We start from the raw sequence: 21,332 nt of genomic DNA, 5'->3' as shown, positions 1-21,332 counted from the left end.
GCAGATTTTTTTGAAAGCCATGTCGAAATGACCGTTGGCCGCGCCTCATTGTCTCGGAACGGCTGAGCCGCTCCGCCGGGCGTCACCGCTGCCTGGATCAACGCCACCAACGAGATCAGGAGTTTCCCATGCAATATGCTCTCATCATTCGCGAAGCCGCCGAGGATTTCGCGCGACGCAGCGACCCCGTCTATCGCGACGGCTGGGTTGCCTACAGCAAAGCACTGGCTCAAGCAGGGATCATGACCGGTGGCGCCGGACTGACAGCCCCTGAAACCGGCACGATCATACGCCGCAAAGGCGAAAACCACGACGTTCAGGACGGCCCCTATCCGGAAGGCAAGGAACAGCTCGGCGGCTTCTATCTGATCGAGGTCCCCGACATGGATACGGCGCTCGAATGGGCGATACGCGTTCCGATCTCCGACAAGGGTTCGGTCGAGATACGGCCGCGCCTGCAGATGTGAGGCGGCAATGCCGCCCGACGCCGGACGCGCCGCCGAGCAGGTGGCGCGTCAATCCTACGGCAAGCTGATCGCCTTTCTCGCCGCCCGCTCGCGCGATGTGCCGGCGGCCGAAGACGCATTGTCGGAAGCGCTGGCTTCCGCTTTGCGCGTCTGGCCCGAACGCGGCGTCCCCGACAAGCCCGAAGCCTGGCTGCTGGTGGCCGCACGCCGCAACCTGGCCCAGGCTGCCCGCCGCCGCAGCGTCGCGGCCAATGCGCAAGCGACGATATCGGTTGCCTTCGAAGACGCGGAGGAGCGTATGAACGCGGCCGAGAAAGCCGTCTTTCCCGATGAGCGCCTGAAGCTGCTTTTCGCCTGCACCCATCCCGCCATCGACAGCTCCGTGCATACGGCGCTGATGCTACAGACCGTGCTCGGCATCGAGGCGAAAACGATCGCACGCGCTTTTGTCGTTTCACCGGAAGCGATGGGCCAGCGACTGGTGCGGGCCAAGATGAAGATCCGGGATGCCGGCATTCCCTTTGCCGTTCCGCCTCGCTCCGCCTTGCCGGAGCGGCTTGCCGCCGTGCTTTCGGCGATCTACGCCGCCTATGGTCTCGGCTGGGACGGCGTCGATGGTGAAGAAGAGCGCCAAGCGCTTGCGGATGAGGCGATCTGGCTCGGACGGGCGCTTCTGGCGGTACTGCCCAACGAGCCGGAAGCGATCGGCCTCCTCTCGCTGATACTTCACTGCGAAGCCCGCCGCAACGGCCGGCGCGACACTGATGGCCGGTATGTGCCGCTGGACGAGCAGAACACGGTGACGTGGAACGCGATCATGATCGCGGAAGCGGATGCGCTGCTGCGCAAGGCCGGAGGCTTCGATCGTTTCGGCCCGTTTCAGTGCCAAGCGGCGATTCAGTCCGTGCACGCGGCGCGCCGGCTCTCCGGGGCGACCGACTGGCAAGCGCTGGCGACGCTTTATGCGGCGCTGGTGATGATGAAGCCGACGCTCGGCGCGCGTGTCGGTCAGGCTGCGGTGATCGGCAGGGCGGCGAGCGCCGCAGCCGGCCTGGAGCAACTCGACAGGCTCGATCCGCGCGATGTCTCAGCCTATCAGCCCTATTGGGCCGTGCGCGCCTTCCTTTTGGCGCGCGCTGGCGATAACCCCGCTGCAGCCGAGGCCTATATGACGGCGATCGGCCTCAGCGACAGTCCCGCCGTACGCGACTACCTCACCGGCCGGCTGAAGCAGTTGCCACAGGCCGCGCCGGGCTGATCATTTCTCGGTCAGCTTCAATTCGATGCGGCGGTTGGTGGCGCGGGCATCCGGCGTATCGCCCGGAGCGATCGGCTGGAACTCGCCGAAACCGGCGGCGACGAGCCGATCGGCCGGCACGCCCTGTCCGATCAGGAATTTGACCACCGAAATTGCACGCTCCGAGGAAAGTTCCCAGTTGTCGCGGAAGCGGCCGGTTCCGGCAAGCGGCACGTTGTCGGTATGGCCGTCGACGCGCAGCACCCAGTTGATCTCGGGCGGAATTTCCTTGGCGAGATCGAGCAGTGCTGCGGCGAGCTTCGCCATCTCCGTCTGGCCTTCCGGATTGAGATCCGCGCCCCCCGAGGGAAACAGCACTTCCGACTGGAAGACGAACCGGTCGCCGACGATGCGGATATTTTCGCGGTCGGACAGGATTTCACGCAGGCGGCCGAAGAAGTCGGAGCGGTAGCGGTTAAGCTCCTGCACGCGCGCGGCGAGCGCCACGTTGAGGCGGCTGCCGAGATCGGCGATCTTGGTCTGCGAGACCCGGTCCTTCTCCTCGGATGCCTGGAGCGCCGCTTCGACGGCGGCGATCTGACTGCGAAGGGCGGCGATCTGCTGGTTCAAAAGCTCGACCTGGCTCAGCGCCCGCTCGCTCACCTGCTTCTGCTCGTCGAGCTCCTGCGTCATCGCGCCGATCCGCTTCTGGGCCGCATCCTGACCGCCGGAGCCGGCGCTCAGGAGTGCCTGCAGCCGCGAGCGCTCGCCCTCGGCGGTGGCAAGCGAAGCCTGCAGGTTGGCGACTGAATCCTGAAGATCCTGATTGCTGCCCTTTTCGAGCGCCAGCAGCTGCGTCAGTTCGTTGATCTGGCTGTTGAGGCGGTTCAGCACCTCGTCGCGCCCTGTGATCTCGCGGCTGAGGATGAATTGGCCGACGACGAAGACCGTCAGCAGGAACATGATGGCGATGAGCAGCGTCGACAGCGCATCGACGAAGCCCGGCCAATAATCCACCGTGCGTTCGCGGCGGCGGTTGCGGGCAAGAGCCATGGCTTACTTGCCCTCGCTCTTCTCTGTCTGGCTTGCGCGGTCGCGCTGGCGCTCGGTCTTCTCGCCTCCGCGCTCCTGCAGGCCGATGCGTTCGGCCAGCCGGTCGAGCGTGCGGCGCATCGCCTTCGCCTCGTCCTGCTGCGCCTCGATCCAGTCGCGCAGCATCTGCTGCTCGTTGCGCATGTTCTTGACGAGCCCCTGAATACCTTCGGCAAGGCTCGCCATGGCCGCGACGGAACGCTGGCTGCCGACGCCGCCCTCTTCGGAGGCCTTGCGCAGGTACTCGGAGAGCGCGCGCATATCCTCCGAGGAGGAGCCGGAAACGGCCTCGAGGGCCGGCGCCAGATCGGAGCCGACATCGGTGACCGAGGAGAGCCAGTTTTCCAGCTCCATGTAGAAGCGGTTCTGCGCGCGGCCGGCCTGCAGGTCGAGAAAGCCGAGAATGAGCGAACCGGAAAGGCCGAGCAGCGACGAGGAGAAGGCCTGGCCCATGCCCGAAAGCGGCATGGAAAGCCCCTCCTTCAGCGCCGAGAGCACGTCTCCCGTTCCGTTCGAGCCCGCATCGAGCGACTGGATGACGGTGCTGATCGAACCGATCGTGCCGATGAGGCCCCAGAAGGTGCCGAGCAGGCCGAGGAAGACCAGGAGACCGATCAGATAGCGCGAGACGTCGCGCGATTCGTCGAGACGAGTGGCGATCGAATCGAGGATCGAACGCAGCGCGGTCGTCGACAGCGCCACCGAGCTTTTGCGGCTGCCGATCAGGGCGCGCATCGGCGCAAGCAGCCGCGGATTGCGGTTGACCTTGTCGGCGCTGCCGGCGGCGCGGAAGGAATTGAACCAGCGCACTTCGGGGCGAAGCGCCAGCACATGGTTGAAAACGAGGATGATGCCGACCGCGAGAACGCCGAGGATCAGGCCGTTAAGGCCCGGATTGTGCATGAAGGCGGTCTGCGTCTGCCGGAAGAGGATGGCGGCAATGAAACCGACGATGACGAGGAAGAGCAGCATCGTCCAGAGGAATGGCATAGGGCTGGAAAGCCTGTGGGCGTAGCCGCCCGTCGTCTTTTCGGTGGAGCCGATCTCCGCCACATTCACATTTTCCATAGGTTCAGCAGCCTCCGAACTCATTGCTGGCGGAGACTAGAGCAACATTGTGCCGAATTGAAGTATGCCGGGCTGAAAACCGTGAGTTTACAACAGACGGATTTCGTCAGCTCACTTGGCAGGGATCGGCCGCTTGATGACTTCGATCAACGCCTTGTGGATGGCTTCGTTGCCGGCGACGATCGCGCCGCTCTCCAAAATGGCCGTTCCGCCGTCCCAGTCGGTGGCGAAACCGCCGGCTTCGCGGATGAGCAGGATGCCCGCCGCCATGTCCCAGGGGGCAAGCTCCGCTTCCCAGAAACCATCGAAACGGCCGGCGGCGACATAGGCAAGATCGAGCGTCGGCGAGCCGAGCCGGCGGATGCCGGCCACCTCGCCCATCACGTGGCGGAGTTCGACCAGGAACTTGCCGTGATTGCGCTTGCCGAGCGCCGGCACGCCGCAGCCGATGACGCAGTCCGACAATGCCCGGCGCGCGGCGACGCGCAGACGCCGGTCGTTGAGGAAGGCGCCGCCGCCGCGCTCGGCAGTGAAAAGCTCGTCCGTCGCCGGATTGAAGACGACCGCCGCGACGATCTCGCCATTGCGCTCGAGCGCGATCGAAACTCCAAAGGCCGGAATGCCGTGCAGGAAATTGGTCGTGCCGTCGAGCGGATCGACGATCCAGCGATGCGCGCCGTCCGTGCCCTTGATCTCCTCACCTTCCTCACCGAGGAAGCCATAGGTCGGACGCGCCTTGAGCAGCTCTTCCCGAACGATCTTCTCGGCCTTGCGGTCGGCGGTGGAAACGAAATCGCCAGGTCCCTTCACGGAAACCTGCAGGTTCTGCACTTCGCCGAAATCACGCCCCAGCGATTTTCCTGCCTTGAGGGCAGCCTGAACCATGACATTGAGAAGAGCTGAACGGGCCATCTGCGCATTTTCCTTGGGACTGATATGAGGCGCGCGCTGCCAGGGGCGGGAAATGTCCCTGAACATGCATGACAGGCAGCGCTGCAAAGATTGGCGGCCTCAAGACCACAAAATCGCGGAAATTTCAAGGGGAGGCGCAAATGGCAGACATGCAGTGGTGCATGCAGTTAATTTATTCTGGACAGATCAGTCCGGAAATGCTAGCAACTCTCCTATGGCAAGACACAAGGAATTCGATCGCGACACCGCCCTTCATGCCGCCATCGGCATGTTTTCCGAACATGGTTATGAAGGCACTTCGACGGACCGACTGCTGACGGCGATGAAGATCAGCCGGCAGAGCATGTATGATACTTTCGGCGATAAGCGCGGCCTCTATCTCGAAGCGCTGAAGCGCTACAACGCCGATAGCATCGGCAAGATTCTGGCCGATCTGCGCCGCGAGGCCAAGCCGATCGAAGCGCTGGAAGGCGCACTCGTGGCCTTCGCCTGCCGTCCCGCTGCCGAGGCCCGCCGCGGCTGCCTCGGCGTCAGCGCCATCTGCGAGTTCGGCCGGACCGACAAAGAGGTCGCAGCCTTGACGGACAGCGCCGGCCATGCGCTTCGCGCGGCGATGGAGACCTTGCTTGGCGAGGCGCGCAACGCCGGAGACCTCGCAACGGATGTCGACATGGCCGATGCCGTCCACTTTCTCGGCGCCACCCTGTCGGGCATGAAGGTAAGCGCCCGTAACGGCGCTTCGCCCGAAACACTTCGCGGCATCGCACGAATGGCCATCAGAAGCCTCCGCTGACGAAGTAAGGGCGCCGGCTGGAATTCGCATGTCCAATTCTAGACTAAATGATCCAAAATAGAAAGGAAGTCTCATGTCTCAATCACTTTCCGGCAAGGTTGCTCTGGTCACCGGCGGCTCGCGCGGCATCGGCGCAGCCATCGTGCGAAGGCTCGCTGCCGACGGCGCCGCAGTCGCTTTCACTTATGCAAGTTCGCAAGACAAGGCGAAGAAGATCGTCGACGAACTGGCAATGGCGGGCAGCAAGACCCTGTCGATCCATGCCGACAGCGCCGATACGAAAGCAGTGCAGCACGCCGTTGAACTGACGGTCGAACATTTCGGCGGTCTCGATATTCTCGTCAGCAATGCCGGCATCCTCATCCTCAACCCGCTCGAGGAATATTCGCTGGAGGATTTCGACCGCATGTTCGCCATCAATGTCCGGGCGGCCTTCGTGGGCATCCAGGCAGCGGCAAGGCATATGAAGCACGGTGGCCGCATCATCACCATCGGCAGCGTCACCGCTGAGCGCAGCGGCTTTCCGACGTCCGCCGTCTACAGCATGACGAAAGGCGCGATCGCTTCCATGACGCGCGGTCTTGCCCGCGATCTCGGCCCGCGCGGCATCACCGTGAACAATATTCAGCCCGGCCCCACCCAGACCGACATGAACCCTCATGAGGATGACCACGAACGGCTCAAGCCGCTCATGGCACTCGGTCGCTTGGGCGAAGACCGGGAGATAGCCGGACTTGCCGCTTACCTCGCGAGCGCCGAAGCCGGCTTCGTCACCGGCGCCAGCCTGACGATCGACGGCGGTTACCTCGCCTGATCCGAGACAAAAAGATAATCCAACCGGCCGCATCCGTTGATGCCGCCGGTTCGGTCCGTTCCGCTCGAAACCGATCTCAGAACCTCTGCTGTGTCAGCATCACTTCACGAGCGATCTGATCGAGCGGAAGGATGCGATCGACGCCGCCTTTGGCGATCGCTTCCTTCGGCATGCCGAATACAATCGAACTCGCCTCGTCCTGTGCTACCGTGTAAGCGCCGGCCTGATGCATTTCCAGCATGCCGCGCGCGCCGTCGTCGCCCATACCGGTCATGATGATGCCCATGGCATTCGAACCGGCCGAGCGCGCCGCCGAGCGGAACAGCACGTCGACGGAAGGCCGGTGACGCGACACCAGCGGTCCGGTCTTCACGCTCACATAATAGCGTGCGCCCTGGCGTTCCAGCAGCGTATGCTTATCGCCGGGCGCAATCAGCACATGCCCGCGCAGCACCGGGTCGCCGTCTACAGCTTCCTTGACCTCGACTTCGCAGAGCCCGTTCAGCCGTTTGGCGAAAGCGTCGGTGAATCTCTCCGGCATATGCTGGACGATCACCATGCCGGGCGCATTGGCGGGCAACTCCTCCAGGAATTCGCGCAGCGCCTCCGTACCGCCGGTGGAGGCGCCGACGCAGACGACCATCTCGGTCGTCTTCGCCATCGCCTTTCCCGTCGGCGGCGGCAGCATCGCATCCGCCGTCAACTTCTTGGCCGGCCCCTCGGCCGAAGCGGAGCGGACGGTTCCAGCGGCACGGCGGACGGTGGTAAGCCGTGCATACGAGGCGCTCTTGACGATTTCGCGAATGCGTATCGCATCATCGGACAGACTGTCGGCGGCCCCGATCTTCGATTTCAGAATGACGTCGACGGCACCGGCCTCCAGCGCCTGGATCAGGGTTTGCGAGCCCGCTTCGGTCAGCGACGAGCACATGACGACCGGGATCGGCCGCTGCGCCATCAGCTTGCGCAGGAAAGTGATGCCGTCCATGCGCGGCATCTCGACATCGAGCGTGATGACATCGGGAACCTCCTCAAGCAGCTTGCGAGCCGCCACGAAAGGGTCGGAGGCCACTCCCATGATCTCGATATCGGGATCCTGCTCCAGCACATGCGTCAGCGTCTGACGGATGCTGGCGGAATCGTCGATGATCAGAACACGGATTTTCTTGCGCATAAATGCCTCTAGATACGCTGGAACACCGTGTTCGAGACCTGCTTCAGCGGCAGGTCGAAGCCGGTGATCGACTCGGAATGGCCGATGAACATATAGCCGCCCTTCGCCAGGCAATCGCAGAGGCGGTTGAGCACGCCGGCCTGGGTCTGCTTGTCGAAGTAGATCAGCACGTTGCGGCAGAAGATGATGTTCATCAAGTCGCCGACCGGATATTTCTCGTCCATCAGGTTCATCCGGGCAAAACCCACCCTGCCGCGCAGCTTCGGATTTATGCGCACCTCCCTGCGGCCCGGCTGCTTGGCGACCAGCACATATTTGCGCTGCAGATCGCGCGGCACGGGCGCGATCAGGTCTTCCGGATAGATGCCCCGGCGCGCCGTCTGCAGCACGTCGGTGGAAAGGTCGGTGGCAAGCACGCTGTAGGAAACGTCGTTGCGGGTTTCCGCAAATTCCGCCAGCACCATCGCCATCGTATAGGGTTCGGCCCCCGTCGAGCAGGCCGAGCTCCAGGTGCGGATGGTGCGCACGCCGCTATTTGCAATCGTCGGCAGCGCTACCGTCTGCATGTAGTCGAAATGCTTGGCTTCCCGGAAGAAGTCGGTCTTGTTGGTCGTCACCACATCGATCAGGTAGACGGTTTCCTGGGCAAGACCGTCCTGATTGAACAGAAAGTCGCAATAATCGTCGAAAGTCGCATGATTGGTTGCCCGAAGGCGGCGTCGCAGCCGCCCTTCGAGCATCGTCAGCTTGGTCGGCGGCATCTTGATGCCGCTATAGTCGTAGATGAACCGGGCAAGCTTATCGAAATTGCGCTCGCTGATCCGATCGCCCGGCAATTGGGTTTCCACCGCTGCTGCCATACTCATAAAACGCGGTACTCCGGGTTGACGCGGTCAGGCCGCCGATTGCAATGCCGAGGCGTCCTCGCGCGACAGCAGCCGCGCGAGATCGATGATGACGACAAAACCGTTTTCACGGCGGACGACGCCGGCAATATAGTCCGAACGCCAGCGCACGCCGATATCGGGCGCCGCCTCGATCTGGTCACGCCGGAACGGCGTGACCTCGAAGACGCGGTCGGCAACGAGGCCCAGCGTCAGCAGCCGGCTTTCCATCGGCACGTCGAGGACGAGCACCCGCGTGTGCGGCGTCGGCTCGGTCTTCGTCATGCCGAGCTTCAATCGAAGATCGATCGTCGGCACGCCCTGCCCGCGCACATCGCGCAGGCCGAGCAGATAGTCGGGACCGTTCGGAATTTTGAAAGCTTCCGCATAGTCGAGGATTTCCCTTACGACCTCAACCGGCACGGCGAAAATCTCTTCGCCGAGGCTGAAGGTCACGAATTGCGCTTCCAGAGTTGTTGGGGCCATGTTTAGGCGCTTTCCTTGAATTCGGCGTCCCCATCATCGGGACCACCCATGGAGAGATCGAGAGCGAAGCCCTTTGCCCGCGCTTGCTGGCCAGCGACGCTATTGGCCGCGGGCCTCCTGCCGCCGAGGCTGCGCCCAGTGGCGGGTACCGGATTGCGGGCCTTCATCCTGGCAGCCGGCACGCGGGATTGACGATCGCCAGCCGTATCGACCTTGAAGAAGGCGATCGACGTCTGCAGCTCTTCTGCCTGGCTTGCGAGTTCTTCAGAGGTCGCAGACATCTGCTCGGAGGCGCCGGCATTCTGCTGCGTCACCCGATCGAGCTGCTGGATCGCTTCGTTGATCTGGCCGGCGCCGATATCCTGTTCACGGCAGGCGGCGCTGATCTCGGCAACCAGTTCCGCGGTCTTGCGGATATCGGGCACCAGCCGACCGAGCATGTCGCCGGCGTCCTGGGCAGCCTTGACCGTGTCGCCGGACATCGAGCTGATTTCGGCGGCGGCCGATTGGCTGCGTTCGGCAAGCTTGCGCACTTCCGAAGCGACGACCGCAAACCCCTTGCCATGTTCGCCCGCACGCGCCGCTTCGACGGCGGCGTTCAGCGCCAGCAGGTCGGTCTGGCGGGCGATTTCCTGGACGATGCTGATCTTTTCGGCGATGGTCCGCATTGCCTGCACGGCGCGCGACACCGCTTCGCCGCTCATCTCGGCATCCTTGGCGGACTGACGGGCGATCTTTTCCGTCTGAGCGGCGTTGTCGGCGTTCTGCTTGATGTTGGCGGCCATCTCCTCCATCGAGGCCGAGGCCTCTTCGGCCGAAGCCGCCTGTTCGCTGGCGCCCTGCGATACCTGTTCCGAGCTTGCCGAAAGCTCCTGGCTGCCGGCCGAAACATTCTCGGCGGCCGCGATCGCATCGGCGACGACACCACGCAGGCGCTCGACCATCTGCTCGAGCGCAATGCCGAGCGTATCCTTCTCCGAAAGCGGCTTCGGCGCCACCATCAGGTCGCCGCCGGCAATCTGCGTAGCGATGTCGGCTGTGGCACGAAGGTTGTCCGTCATGACATTGATCGTGTTGACCAGGTCCTTGATCTCGTCGTTGGTCCTGATCTCGACCTTCTGGTTCAGGTCGCCGATCGCGACGGCGCTGGCAACGTTCATGATCTTGCGCAGGCCGCTGTTGATCCCGAGCGCGATCCAAAGTGCAGCGGCGAAAGCAATGACGGAAGCCCCGATCGCTACACCGATCAGCGTATTCTTCGTCGAACTGTAGAGGATGTCGGTGTCGTTATCGGCTTGGGCCATCGCTTTCTGCTGAAGCGTGACGAGCGTCTCGAAAACGTCTTCAAGCTCCAGGACGAGGCCGCGAACCTCTCCCGAGGAAAGCGCCACGGCTCCTGCCCTGTCGCCGCCTTCCTGGATAGAGGCAACTCTGTTGGAGCCTTCGTCGAACCGTTTGGCGAGATCGAGCAGCCTGTCCCAACTCGGCTTGCCCTCGGGAGTTGCGAGCTGTTGGCCGCTTGTCACGAACGCGATCATTTCGTCCACGCTCTTCGCGGCATTCTGATAGTCCTTCCTGACGGCTTCGGGATCCATTTCGAGAAGGGCGTTTTTCTGCCAGCGAACAGCATCGAGCTCGGCGGTCTTTGCTTCCAGAGCCAGTTCCAGCCTTTTGGCAGGACCGGAAACAAGGTTGCCGACAGCGTCGTTCAGTGAACTGAGACTCAATATTCCATAGGCCGCGCTGCCCACCAGCAACAATATGACAAAGCCGAATGCAGCCGCGAGTTTGAGTTTGATCGTAATACGCATCTCAATATTCCTCTCAGAGAGCGAAGCAATAAATATGGTCCAAGTGGTGCGGCATCATGCAGCAAAGAAATTCCATCCGGCGCAACCGACGGACGACATGAATAAACTTCCGTGTCGCTTCCCCAAGCGCCGAAAGCCTGCGTCACGGGCCATGCTGGCTGGCCCATGACAATTGCGAAGGGAGATAGCGCTGATGAGCTTCCCCCGAGAGCGCCCTTAAGCGCTCTCCCTGAACTCCTCGTCGACCGAGTCGGGGCCGCCCATCGACATGTCGAGGGCAAAGCCCTTCACACGGGCCTGCTGACCGGCAACCGTATTGATCGGCGCCTTGCCGGCCGGCTTGCGCGGTGCTGCCTGCGCCCGGCCACGGGCAGCGACCTTTGCAGCCGGCGCACGCTCGCGGCGCGCCCCTGCCATGTCGACCTTGAAGAAGGCGATCGACGTCTGCAGTTCTTCCGCCTGCGAGGCGAGCTCTTCCGAGGTTGCCGACATCTGCTCGGAGGCGCCGGCATTCTGCTGCGTCACCTTGTCGAGCTGCTGGATCGCCTCGTTGATCTGCGCCGCGCCGATATCCTGCTCGCGGCAGGCCGCACTGATCTCCGAAACCAGCTCGGCCGTCTTGCGGATGTCGGGCACCAGGCGCCCGAGCATTTCGCCGGCTTCCTGGGCGGCCGTCACGGTATCGCTCGACATCGAGCTGATTTCAGCCGCCGCCGACTGGCTGCGCTCCGCAAGCTTGCGCACTTCCGACGCGACCACCGCAAAGCCCTTGCCGTGCTCGCCGGCGCGGGCCGCTTCGACGGCGGCGTTCAGCGCCAGCAGATCGGTCTGGCGGGCGATTTCCTGCACGATGCCGATCTTCTGGGCGATCGTGCGCATGGCATCGACCGCGCGGGAGACGGCCTCGCCGCTGGCTTCCGCATCCTTGGCGGATTGGCGGGCGATCTTTTCCGTCTGCGCCGCATTGTCGGCGTTCTGCTTGATGTTCGAGGCCATCTCCTCCATCGACGCGGAAGCTTCTTCGGCGGAAGCGGCCTGCTCCGTGGCGCCCTGGGACACCTGCTCCGAGCTTGCCGAAAGCTCCTGGCTGCCGGCCGAAACATTTTCGGCGGCCGAGATCGCGTCGGCGACGACTCCGCGCAGCCGCTCGACCATCTGCTCCAGCGCAAGGCCCAAAGCATCCTTGTCGGAGAGCGGCTTCGGGGACACCGTCAGGTCGCCATTGGCGATCTGATCCGCGATCCCCGCGGTGGTTCTGAGGTTGGCGATCATGCTCTGCATCGCGATGCCGAGCGTATCCTTGTCCGAGAGCGGCTTCGCATCGGTCGTCAGGTCGCCCATGGCGATCTGGTCGGCAAGGGCCGCCGTCGCGCGGAGGTTTGCGGTCATGGTGTTGACGGTGTCTATGAGATCCTTGATCTCGTCATTGGTCCTGACGTCGACCTTCTGATTGAGATCGCCGATCGCCACGGCGTTTGCGACGCTCGTGATCTTCCGCAGGCCGTTGTTGATGCCGAGCGTGATCCACAAGGCGGCGCCGAGCGCCACGAGCACGGCGATACCGGATGCCGTGGTGAGGATGAGCTTGGTCGAGTCGTAAAGCTCGGTGTTGGCATGGTCGGTCGCCTGCATGCTCTTGCGCTGGATCTCGATCAGGGAAGTGATCGCGCCAGCCATATCGTCGGTCATCACCCTGAGATCGCCGAGCGAAAGCGCCAGCGCGCCTGCTTTGTCGCCCCTTGCGTCGAGCTGCTGCAGCTCGGCGGATTTTTCGCGGAATTTCCCGCCTATCGCCAGCAGCTTCTCCCAATGGACCTTGCCTTCTGCCGTGGCGATGGCAAGGCCGGCGTCAATGGTGTCGAAGAGGGCCTGCAAATTCTGGTCGGCTTCCTTGTAGAAGCCAGCGGCGGTCTCGTGATCGGTGGAAAGCAGCGCGTTCTTCTGAGCGCGGATCGCGTTGACTTCGGCAATGTTGGCATTGAGCGCCAGTTCCAGGCGGCGCACCGGTCCATCGATCATGTTGCCGCTCGCCTCGTTCAAGGTGCCGAGGCTCAGACTTCCATAAACCGCGATGCCGATCAAAAGCAGCGTCATGACTGCGAAGGCAAGGCCTAGTTTGAGCTTAATGGTGAAACGCATGTGATACCCCATTCTATGCGCTAAAACGATTGGATAGAGAGACGTTCCGGTCCAGGGAACGCCGAACTTTCAGAGTGATGTGTCTGAGAGGGGGAAAGCGACTGCATTCACTTCCCGGCAGCCGAACATCCATCGGTCGCTGCGCCAACGCCTACACGCGTTGGGGATATTTCCGTCTCGGGCCACCGGAGCAGCCCGAGGGATCGCATGAGGGGGAAGCGTTCACGCGCTTTCCCTCAGGGGGGTGCTCAAGCACTCTCCCTGAAATCGTCGTCGCCGTCGTCAGGACCGCCCATCGACATGTCGAGAGCAAAACCCTTGAGGCGCTGCTGCTGAGCCGAAACCGTCTGGCCTCGGCCCTGGCTTTGCGCCTGCGGAGCCAGCTTGCGGGCACCGGCCGGACCCTTGAGCACCTTGGCCGGGCCTTTCGATGTCTTCTGGGCGCCGGGCCGTGCGCCGCCTGTCGTATCGACCTTGAAGAAGGCGATCGACGTCTGCAGCTCTTCGGCCTGCGAGGCGAGTTCTTCCGAGGTCGCCGACATCTGCTCGGAGGCGCCGGCATTCTGCTGCGTCACCTTGTCGAGCTGCTGGATCGCTTCGTTGATCTGCGAAGCGCCGATATCCTGTTCGCGGCAGGCGGCGCTGATCTCGGAGACGAGTTCCGCCGTCTTGCGGATGTCGGGCACCAGGCGGCCGAGCATCTCCCCGGCATCGGCCGCGGCCTTGACGGTATCGCCGGACATCGAGCTGATTTCGGCTGCGGCCGACTGGCTGCGCTCCGCAAGCTTGCGCACTTCCGACGCGACCACCGCAAAGCCCTTGCCGTGCTCGCCGGCGCGGGCCGCTTCGACGGCGGCGTTCAGCGCCAGCAGATCGGTCTGGCGGGCGATTTCCTGCACGATGCTGATCTTCTGGGCGATCGTGCGCATGGCGTCGACAGCGCGTGTCACCGCTTCGCCGCTGGCTTCCGCATCCTTGGCCGACTGGCGGGCGATCTTTTCCGTCTGGGCCGCATTGTCGGCGTTCTGCTTGATGTTGGCGGCCATCTCTTCCATCGAGGCCGAGGCTTCTTCAGCGGAAGCAGCCTGTTCCGTCGCGCCCTGCGACACCTGTTCGGAGCTTGCCGAAAGCTGCTGGCTGCCGGAGGAGACGTTTTCGGCGGCCGACAGCGCGTCGGCGACGACGCCCCGCAGGCGTTCGATCATGATGTTGACGTTGGAGAGAAGCTCGCCGATTTCGTCATGGCTGGTGATCTCGGCCATCTTCGTCAGGTCGCCTTCGGATACTTCGCGAACCACGGTGTTGGCGCGGCTGAGACCCTTGCTGATCGTGCTGGCGATCCAGAAGGCGGTAATGGCGGCAATCACCAATGCGACGGCGGCGACGGCGATCATCGTCGTGCGTGTCGTCGCATACTGCGCGTCGGCATCGGCGTCGGCGGCCTTCATGCGCTGTTTTTCCAGCGCCAGAATTTCGGCGAGCGTCGAGTCGATATCGTTGGCGGCAGCACGCGCCGCCGTGATGGAAACGGTGTTTGCGCCCTCCGCATTGCCGGCCTTCAGATAGTCGCGGATCTGGTCGTCGGCTGCGTTGAAGGCCTTGGAAAGCTCGGCGATCCGCGCCCAGCGGGCCTTGCCTTCTTCGGTGGCGAGCCCCAGCACATGGTTGAAGGCGTCGCTGAAATCCTTGCGGGCCTGGTTGCCCTTGTCGATCGCACCGGCACTTTCTTCGGGTGTGCGGGCGGTCAGCAGGTTCTTCTGCTGGCGGATGGCCTCGAGCTGCGCGATGTTGATCTGCTGCGCAAGGTCGAGGCGGGCTGCCGGGCCGGCAAGAAGATTGCCGATCGTATCGTTCAAGGATCCGAGGCTGAAAATGCCATAAGCGGCAGTGCCCAATAACATGAGAATAATGAAGGTGAACGCAGTCACCAGCTTCGTCTTGATTGTCAGTTTCATCGTTTTAACCCCCGTTTGGATTCATCCGGCGTCAGTTTGCGGCCCCCGCCGCATCGTGCCTCGATGAAAAAATCGCCTGCAGATTTGGAAGGATGATGAACTCGCCACCCCGCTTCACCAGGCAGTTGATGTAGTCGGCGCGCCAGCGCATGCCGACGCTCGGCGGCGCCTCGCTCGCGGTCTTCGCAAGTGTCGTCACCTCGTTGACCTTGTCGGTTCTGAGGCCGACCAGCGTCGGCTCGCCATGCAGATCGATCTCGATGACGATGAAGCGGCTGTCGATCGTGGCTTCGGCCGCTTCCATCCCGAAGGCGAGGCGCAGGTCGGCAAGCGGAATGACCTTGCCGCGAAAGTTGATGACGCTCGCGACGAAGGGCTGGCTGCCCGGCACTGCGGTCTCAGGAAGCAGGTCCAGGATTTCCTGGACGATGACCGCTTCCAGCGCGAAGGTCTCGCCATTGAGATCGAAGGTCAGCACCTCGACTTCCTCGGCATAGCTCCAGTGATTGTCGAAACGCTCGGCTGTTGCTGCTGCACTCATCCTGCTACCCGCAATTGCGCCTCCTGTTGCTGACCCGCGGCAACCAGGTGCCCGACGTCGAGAATGAGAGCGACGCTGCCGTCGCCGAGAATGGTCGCGCCCGAGAAGGTCGCGACATTGTTGTGCAGTTTCGACATCGACTTGATCACCGTCTGGTGGTCGCCGATGATCTGGTCGACGACGAGGCCGACGCGCTCGGTGCCGGTCGAGATCACCACCACCTTCTGATGCACGTCGGGTTTGGTGCCGGTACGGAAGAGATCGCGCAGGCGCAGGAACGGCACCAGACTGTCGCGCAGCGAGATGAAGCTGCGGCCGCGCGAGCGGAGATCTTCCTCGAGCGACAGTTCGAGGCATTCCTCGACCGCCGAAAGTGGGATGACGTAGCGGCCGGAGCCGACACGCACCAGCAGGCCGTCGATGATCGCCAGCGTCAGCGGGATGCGCAGCGATACTTCCGAACCCTGCCCCGGCACGCTGACGATATCGATCGCGCCGCGCAACGCCTCGACCGTCTTCTTGACCACGTCCATGCCGACGCCGCGGCCGGACAGATTGGTGATCGCCGCGGCCGTCGAGAAGCCGGGCGCGAAGATCAGCTGCAGGAGCTCGGAGTCCGAAAGCGGCTGGCCGGGATGGATCAGGCCGGAGGATTCCGCCTTGGCGCGAACCCGTTCGCGGTTGATGCCGCGGCCGTCGTCCTTGATCGAGATGATCACTTCGCCGCCGGCCTGGCGGGCCGAAAGCGTCACCGTGCCGGCCTCGGTCTTGCCGGCGGCCAGGCGATCGGCAGGCGTTTCCAGACCATGGTCGATCGAGTTGCGCACCAGATGCACCAGCGGATCGGCCAGGCGCTCGATGACCGTCTTGTCGACTTCGGTGGTTTCGCCCTCCGTCACCAGCTCGATCACCTTGCCGGTCTCGCGGGCGAGATCGTGGACAAGGCGGCGGAAGCGGGAGAAGAGGGTCGCGACCGGCACCATGCGCAGCACCATCATCGTGTCGCGCAACTCGCCGGAAAGGCGTTCGATTTCTTCCGAGACGGAACGCAGCGCGATATCGGCGCTGGCGCTGGCGAGCTGGCTGAGGCGCGATTGCGCGATGACGAGCTCACCGACACGGTCCATCAGCTCGTCGAGCCGTTCGGCCGGGACGCGCACGTTCTCGGCAGCCTTCGCCTGGCTGGCGGCGGCGGGCGCGTCACGCTTGACGGGAACCGCTTCGACGGGGCGGAATTCCGGCACGGCCGCCGGCGCAACCGGTGCCGGCGCTACCGAGGCGACAGGAGTGGGCGCCGGCTTTGCTTCGACAGGGGCAGCCACTGCCGGCGCTGCGCCGTCGATCTCCTCGACGCTGAGTTCCATATCGTCGAGCACGAAGATGAAGACGTCGTCGATCGCCGAACGGTCCTGCTCGCTGGTCAGCGTCACATCCCAGGAAACATAGAGTTCCGTCGGTGTGAGCTCATCGAGAGGCGGAATGGCCGAGGTGTTGGCGCGCACGGTGCATTCGCCGAGATCGCGCAGCTCGTCCAGCAGGCCGAGCGGATTGGTGCCGTTGGCCATCGAATTGACCGGCAGGCTGAAGCGAATGCGCCAGCTGTTCTTCTTTTTTACTGGTGCCACCTGGGGAATGGCGGCTGCCGCCGGCGCCGGCGCCTTGCCGCCGACGGCGGCCTGCAGCTGGGCCAGAAGCTTCTGCCCGGTATCGCCATGATCGGCATCCGGCTGATCGACGAGCGCACGCATATGATCCTGGGCGGCGAGAACGGCAGCGACGAGTTCGCTGGTCGCCGCCACCTCGCCCTTGCGGACGCGGTCGAAGGCCGTTTCGCAATGATGGGTGAAGGCGGCGAGCGCCTCGAAACCGAACATCGCGCCCGAGCCCTTGAGCGTGTGGAGCCCGCGGAACACGGCGTCGACCAGATCCTTGTTGTCGAGCTGGTGCGTCAGGTCGAGAAGCCCGGCCTCGATCGCCTCGAGGCATTCGGCAGCTTCCATGCGGAATACGGCGACGGGATCGAGCGTACTCATCTTCCTAAGACCTTTTTGACGATCTTCACCAGATTTTCAGGATCGAACGGCTTGGTCAGCCAGCCCGTGGCGCCCGCAGCCTTGGCGCGGGCCTTGAGGTCGGCGTCCGATTCCGTCGTCAGGAAGATGATCGGCACGCCTGCCTGCGCCGGCAGCTTGCGCAGTTCCTCGATCATCGTCAGCCCGTCCATCACAGGCATGTTGAGATCGGTCACGATTAGATCGAAGCTGCTGCCCTTGGCCGCCGCTAGGCCCTCTGCCCCGTTCACCGCCTCGGTGACGCTGTAGCCGGCATTGGTCAGCGTGACCTTGGTGGTCAGGCGAATGCTGGCGGAATCGTCTACGGTCAGGATATTTGCACTCATAACGTCACCTCTTTATGCAACCAGAAATTTGCGTCTTCTTGATCGAAGGATTCTATAAAACCCGCGCGCTCAAGTACCTTCAGGACTGAGCCGCTGGCCGGCGAAGATAGCTTGAACGTCTTTCCCTTGGCCTTTGCTTGACGGCGCGAGGATTCGACGAGTTGAACGAAACTCAGATCCGCTTCCGCACCTTCGGGAATGCTGATGACGATCGCATCATTACTATAAAACTCGTCAGAAATCCTGGAATATAATTCGGACGCATAGCGAATACTCAGCCCGTCCGGGAGATTTATAGATTCGTAATATTGCTTTGGAGTATCCAATGCAGCCTCCTGGGCCAGGGAAATACTTGATGACCCTAAAAGGACTCTCACGGCAGCGTTAATGGCGGGTAAACAGCGGTTGTATGAAACGGCTGTATAGCGGATCCCGCGACTCCCAATTCTCATCGGGGATAAGTTGTATTTTTGTCTCAGAATTTTCGAATAAACGAATAGAAATCAGCATGTTGACGAATGATCGCCGGCTATGCGGATCTGCGCGGCATCGGTTCCACATCTTTCGTTAATCACAACGCAGACGAGTCTGGCGTGTTTACCGGTCGTTTCCATCCTGCCCGTAAAAATAGAGTCAAATTGCCTGTGTTTTAAGAAAAGGTAAAAAGTTGGTACACGCTCAGGTATCACTGCACGCTGCGGCCTACACATCGGGGCGGGACATCAGCCAGACTCTGGAGGCCGCCCGCAGTCAAGTCGAGGAACGCTTCCTCGAAGGCGGGACGGTGCTGCTGTCGGTGATGGATGTCCTCAACCGTCTGTTGAACTCGCTCGAAAGCGTCACCAAGACCCTCGACAACAAGGAGTCGAGTGACACCAGCGCCGATCTCAGGGCAACGGTGGAAAGCCTGATGGCACTGCCGGCCACCGAGGAAAGCCGTCAGCAGGCGCTCGTCGCGCTGGCGCAGACCGGCAGGGAGCTGCGCAAGCATGTCACCGACATGCAGGAAACGATGCGCTATCTCAGGACCTTCGCCGTGACCGTGAAGATCACCGGCGCCGGCCTCCCCGAATTCGCCGGCTTCGCCCAGGAAATCCTGGAGCGCATCTATTCAGGCACCGACGAGGTCAACCGTTTCGCCGCCCATCTCGACAGCCTCGAGAAGGAGGTCAAGCTCGCCGCTTCGCTCGGAGCCAGCGTTTCCCGAGGCTATGCCGATACCGTTCCGGCCGTCGCGGCAGCGCTGCGCGACGATGCCGCCAAGATCGCCGGGCACCGCAAGGATCTGGGCGTCATTGCCCGTGAAGTCGGCGCGATCGCCCGCGGCGTCCAGACCAAGGTCGCCTCGACATTATCTGCCCTGCAGATCGGCGACATCACCCGGCAGCGCATCGAACACGTGCAGGCGACCTTCTCCCTGCTCGAGGATTTCTTTGCCGGCGAGGATGGTTCCAAGCTCGACGCCGGCGCGCGCCGGCGCCTCCAGAACGTCATTCATCATCTGACTGCGGCGCAGATGAGCGAGATGTGCGCCGATTTCCAGCGGGATTCGGAAAACGTCGTGAAGACGATCGCGAGTTTCGACCACGACATGAAGGAAATTCTCAAGCTGCGCGATCAGATGAGCGGCGAAAGCGGCGAGGCGGACGGCAACTTCATGCGCGCGCTGGAATCCAGCGTCTCGGCCGCCCATGAGATCGTGAAGCAGGTCGATGCGGCAAGCCGGCAGGCCGACCAGGTCAGCCAGTCGACGATCGGCACGGCCGCCAAGCTGTTCGAGGCGATCGGCAATATCCGCGCCGTCAAGACCGATATCCATTATATGGCCCTGAACACCAACCTGCGCTGCAGCCGCCTCGGCGAGGAAGGCAGGTCGATCAACGTCGTCACCGCCGAGCTGCGCATCTTCGCCGGCAAGCTCGACGATTCCGCCGATGCCATCGTCAACGGCCTGCCGGCGCTCGAAGCCGCGGCCGGCCGCGTCGCACCTGCGGCCGATGGCGAGGCCGGCGGCCTGGGAGAAAGCCTGACATCGGCCGTCGGCAACATCCGCTCGGCCGCCAACTCGATGGAAAGCGAGTTGAAGGTGCTTGCCGAGAATGGCCGCGAGGTCGCCACCAAGATCAGCCTGCTGATCGGCAAGCTCGATTTCCAGCATGATCTCGGCGACGTGCTCGCCCGCTGCGCCGATCTGCTCGAAAACACCGCCGGTACTGACGTCGCCGACATCTCCGACCTCACCGAGACGATCACGCCGCTCGACCGCAAGATCTTCAAGCTCTACACCATGGTCCAGGAGCGCAATGTCCATCGCGGCATCATCCCGGCGAGCGAGGAAGCTGCCGCCGCTCCGGCCGAGGCGCCGAAAGCCGAAGACGACGAGGATCTTTTCGCCGACGCGCTTTTCTGATGCTATCTCCGGGAGCGGGACGCCGTTAAGCCCGATCTCCCGGCCTAACGCATAATTCAGCCGCTATCGCCGCCGGAACTTGTTGGCCGCATCGATCGCCGCTTTCTGCTGACTGTCCTCGATGCCGAGATAGAAATCCTCGAGCGAAGGATCGGCGAGCCCGGCGCGGCGCGACAGCACGTACCATTTCGCCGCCTCGATCGGATTGGGCGGCGTGCCGATGGCGTTGATATAGAGATGGGCGAGCTTGTTCTGCGCGACGACGTTGCCGCCATTGGCCGCGAGCTTCAGCCATTCGAAGCCTTTGACGTAGTCCTTCGGACCGCCGACGCCGTTGACGAGCCAGATGCCGAGATCGAGCTGGGCCGTGTCGAAGCCGGCGCGCGCTGCGCGCACCATCCACTCGCGGGCCAGCCGCTTCTTTTCCTCCGGCAGGTCCTTCAGCGTCGCATAGATCTGCGCCACCGCATATTGCGAATCGGCAATGCCCTGCTCGGCCGACTTCTCGTAGAAGGGCAGCGCAAGCCTCAGCCCTTTCTCGCCGGGATTGTCGGCGACGACAATCTGCGCCCAGTTGAATTCCGCCGACGGATTGCCGGCCTCGGCGGCCTTATGCATGTACTCGTCGGCTTTGGCCTTGTCGCGGTGTACGCCCTGGCCTTCCATCAGCATCAGCGCGTATTTGAACATGGCCGCCGCATCGCCGCCTTCGGCCGCCTTGCCGTACCAGAAGGCGGCGTTCTTCACGTCCTTCTTGACGCCCAGTCCCTGCGACAGGATTTCGCCGATCAGCGTCTGCGCTGCCGGATCGCCGAGCTGGGCGCGCGGCAGCGCCTTGTCCATCGCCGTCAGGTAGTAACCACGCTGATAGGCGCCGTAAGCCTCGTCGATCGGCCCCTTGTAGTCCTTCTCCGGCGGCAGGTCGGGCAGCTTCGCGCCCATGCGGTCGAACACGCCGACGCCGTCGGAAGGTTTTACATTTTCGCCGTTGAGCCGATCGGTCCGGAAGGTCGAAGCCGGCGCCGTGCCCGGCTGGCTGATGACGCTGTCGGGCGCCTGCGCCAGGGCAATATCCGGCCCGGCCGCAGCGAGAGCGGCCATGCTGGCAAGGAAATATTTCAAAAGGCGGGCGGGCGGGATCGGCATGAGCG

At 63.1% G+C, this 21,332-nt stretch carries 19 protein-coding genes; 5 read left to right on the top strand and 14 right to left on the bottom strand.

Features of this window, described 5'->3' with window-relative positions; genetic code table 11:
* The first annotated feature begins 128 nt into the window (after positions 1-128).
* Together ATY76_RS28125 and ATY76_RS28120 are read left to right on the top strand one after the other, a co-directional pair.
* On the top strand, positions 129-467 hold the full coding sequence (locus ATY76_RS28125) for a YciI family protein (RefSeq protein WP_088677930.1): 339 nt from the start codon (positions 129-131) through the stop codon (positions 465-467).
* Between the two features lie 7 nt (positions 468-474).
* Positions 475-1,725: a DUF6596 domain-containing protein gene (locus ATY76_RS28120; RefSeq protein WP_088677929.1), complete on the top strand. Its 1,251-nt coding sequence runs from the start codon at positions 475-477 to the stop codon at positions 1,723-1,725.
* Here the strand turns inward: ATY76_RS28120 and ATY76_RS28115 are convergent, their stop codons facing one another.
* From ATY76_RS28115 to ATY76_RS28105, 3 genes are all read right to left on the bottom strand, one after another.
* Complete coding sequence (locus ATY76_RS28115) at positions 1,726-2,757, bottom strand: peptidoglycan -binding protein (RefSeq protein ID WP_088677928.1); 1,032 nt, start codon at positions 2,755-2,757, stop codon at positions 1,726-1,728.
* 3 nt (positions 2,758-2,760) lie between these two features.
* Positions 2,761-3,864 carry a MotA/TolQ/ExbB proton channel family protein gene (locus tag ATY76_RS28110; RefSeq protein WP_088677927.1) on the bottom strand — a complete coding sequence of 368 codons (1,104 nt, stop codon included), beginning with the start codon at positions 3,862-3,864 and terminating at the stop codon, positions 2,761-2,763.
* A 111-nt stretch (positions 3,865-3,975) separates the two neighbouring features.
* Positions 3,976-4,776, bottom strand: a complete 801-nt coding sequence (locus tag ATY76_RS28105; RefSeq protein WP_088677926.1) for an inositol monophosphatase family protein — start codon at positions 4,774-4,776, stop codon at positions 3,976-3,978.
* A gap of 214 nt (positions 4,777-4,990) precedes the next feature.
* Here ATY76_RS28105 and ATY76_RS28100 point away from each other — a divergent pair, with 214 nt between their 5' ends.
* Both ATY76_RS28100 and ATY76_RS28095 read left to right on the top strand, forming a co-directional pair.
* Positions 4,991-5,569: a TetR/AcrR family transcriptional regulator gene (locus tag ATY76_RS28100; protein WP_088677925.1), complete on the top strand. Its 579-nt coding sequence runs from the start codon at positions 4,991-4,993 to the stop codon at positions 5,567-5,569.
* Positions 5,570-5,642: 73 nt separating this feature from the next.
* The gene (locus tag ATY76_RS28095; protein ID WP_088677924.1) at positions 5,643-6,383 is read left to right on the top strand and encodes a 3-oxoacyl-ACP reductase family protein; all 741 of its coding nucleotides are present in this window, start codon (positions 5,643-5,645) and stop codon (positions 6,381-6,383) included.
* A gap of 76 nt (positions 6,384-6,459) precedes the next feature.
* Here the strand turns inward: ATY76_RS28095 and ATY76_RS28090 are convergent, their stop codons facing one another.
* The 10 genes from ATY76_RS28090 to ATY76_RS28045 all read right to left on the bottom strand — a co-directional run bounded on the left by ATY76_RS28090 (position 6,460) and on the right by ATY76_RS28045 (position 18,097).
* Positions 6,460-7,557: a chemotaxis response regulator protein-glutamate methylesterase gene (locus ATY76_RS28090; RefSeq protein WP_088677923.1), complete on the bottom strand. Its 1,098-nt coding sequence runs from the start codon at positions 7,555-7,557 to the stop codon at positions 6,460-6,462.
* Between the two features lie 8 nt (positions 7,558-7,565).
* Positions 7,566-8,423 carry a CheR family methyltransferase gene (locus tag ATY76_RS28085; RefSeq protein WP_088677922.1) on the bottom strand — a complete coding sequence of 286 codons (858 nt, stop codon included), beginning with the start codon at positions 8,421-8,423 and terminating at the stop codon, positions 7,566-7,568.
* A 27-nt stretch (positions 8,424-8,450) separates the two neighbouring features.
* On the bottom strand, positions 8,451-8,927 hold the full coding sequence (locus ATY76_RS28080) for a chemotaxis protein CheW (RefSeq protein ID WP_088677921.1): 477 nt from the start codon (positions 8,925-8,927) through the stop codon (positions 8,451-8,453).
* A gap of 2 nt (positions 8,928-8,929) precedes the next feature.
* Positions 8,930-10,738, bottom strand: a complete 1,809-nt coding sequence (locus ATY76_RS28075; RefSeq protein WP_088677920.1) for a methyl-accepting chemotaxis protein — start codon at positions 10,736-10,738, stop codon at positions 8,930-8,932.
* Positions 10,739-10,954: 216 nt separating this feature from the next.
* Positions 10,955-12,877 carry a methyl-accepting chemotaxis protein gene (locus ATY76_RS28070; RefSeq protein WP_088677919.1) on the bottom strand — a complete coding sequence of 641 codons (1,923 nt, stop codon included), beginning with the start codon at positions 12,875-12,877 and terminating at the stop codon, positions 10,955-10,957.
* 248 nt (positions 12,878-13,125) lie between these two features.
* Positions 13,126-14,832 carry a methyl-accepting chemotaxis protein gene (locus ATY76_RS28065; protein WP_088677918.1) on the bottom strand — a complete coding sequence of 569 codons (1,707 nt, stop codon included), beginning with the start codon at positions 14,830-14,832 and terminating at the stop codon, positions 13,126-13,128.
* Between the two features lie 31 nt (positions 14,833-14,863).
* Complete coding sequence (locus tag ATY76_RS28060) at positions 14,864-15,373, bottom strand: chemotaxis protein CheW (protein ID WP_088677917.1); 510 nt, start codon at positions 15,371-15,373, stop codon at positions 14,864-14,866.
* Positions 15,370-17,406 (bottom strand): chemotaxis protein CheA, encoded by a 2,037-nt coding sequence (locus tag ATY76_RS28055; RefSeq protein ID WP_088677916.1) that lies wholly within the window; start codon positions 17,404-17,406, stop codon positions 15,370-15,372. The genes ATY76_RS28060 and ATY76_RS28055 overlap by 4 nt, the downstream gene beginning before the upstream one ends.
* Positions 17,403-17,771: a response regulator gene (locus tag ATY76_RS28050; protein ID WP_008533128.1), complete on the bottom strand. Its 369-nt coding sequence runs from the start codon at positions 17,769-17,771 to the stop codon at positions 17,403-17,405. The genes ATY76_RS28055 and ATY76_RS28050 overlap by 4 nt, the downstream gene beginning before the upstream one ends.
* A complete protein-coding gene (locus ATY76_RS28045; RefSeq protein WP_088677915.1) occupies positions 17,768-18,097 on the bottom strand; it encodes an STAS domain-containing protein in 330 nt (109 codons plus the stop codon). Before ATY76_RS28045 ends, ATY76_RS28050 begins: the two co-directional genes overlap by 4 nt.
* Before the next feature lie 341 nt (positions 18,098-18,438).
* Here ATY76_RS28045 and ATY76_RS28040 point away from each other — a divergent pair, with 341 nt between their 5' ends.
* On the top strand, positions 18,439-20,181 hold the full coding sequence (locus ATY76_RS28040; protein WP_088677914.1) for a chemotaxis protein: 1,743 nt from the start codon (positions 18,439-18,441) through the stop codon (positions 20,179-20,181).
* A 63-nt stretch (positions 20,182-20,244) separates the two neighbouring features.
* Here ATY76_RS28040 and ATY76_RS28035 read toward each other — a convergent pair whose 3' ends face one another.
* Positions 20,245-21,327 (bottom strand): tetratricopeptide repeat protein, encoded by a 1,083-nt coding sequence (locus tag ATY76_RS28035; RefSeq protein WP_088677913.1) that lies wholly within the window; start codon positions 21,325-21,327, stop codon positions 20,245-20,247.
* Between the last annotated feature and the right edge of the window lie 5 nt (positions 21,328-21,332).

The sequence above is a fragment of the Rhizobium sp. R339 genome (genome assembly GCF_002211395.1).
Lineage (GTDB): Bacteria > Pseudomonadota > Alphaproteobacteria > Rhizobiales > Rhizobiaceae > Rhizobium.
This window is presented reverse-complemented; position numbering and strand designations above follow the sequence as displayed.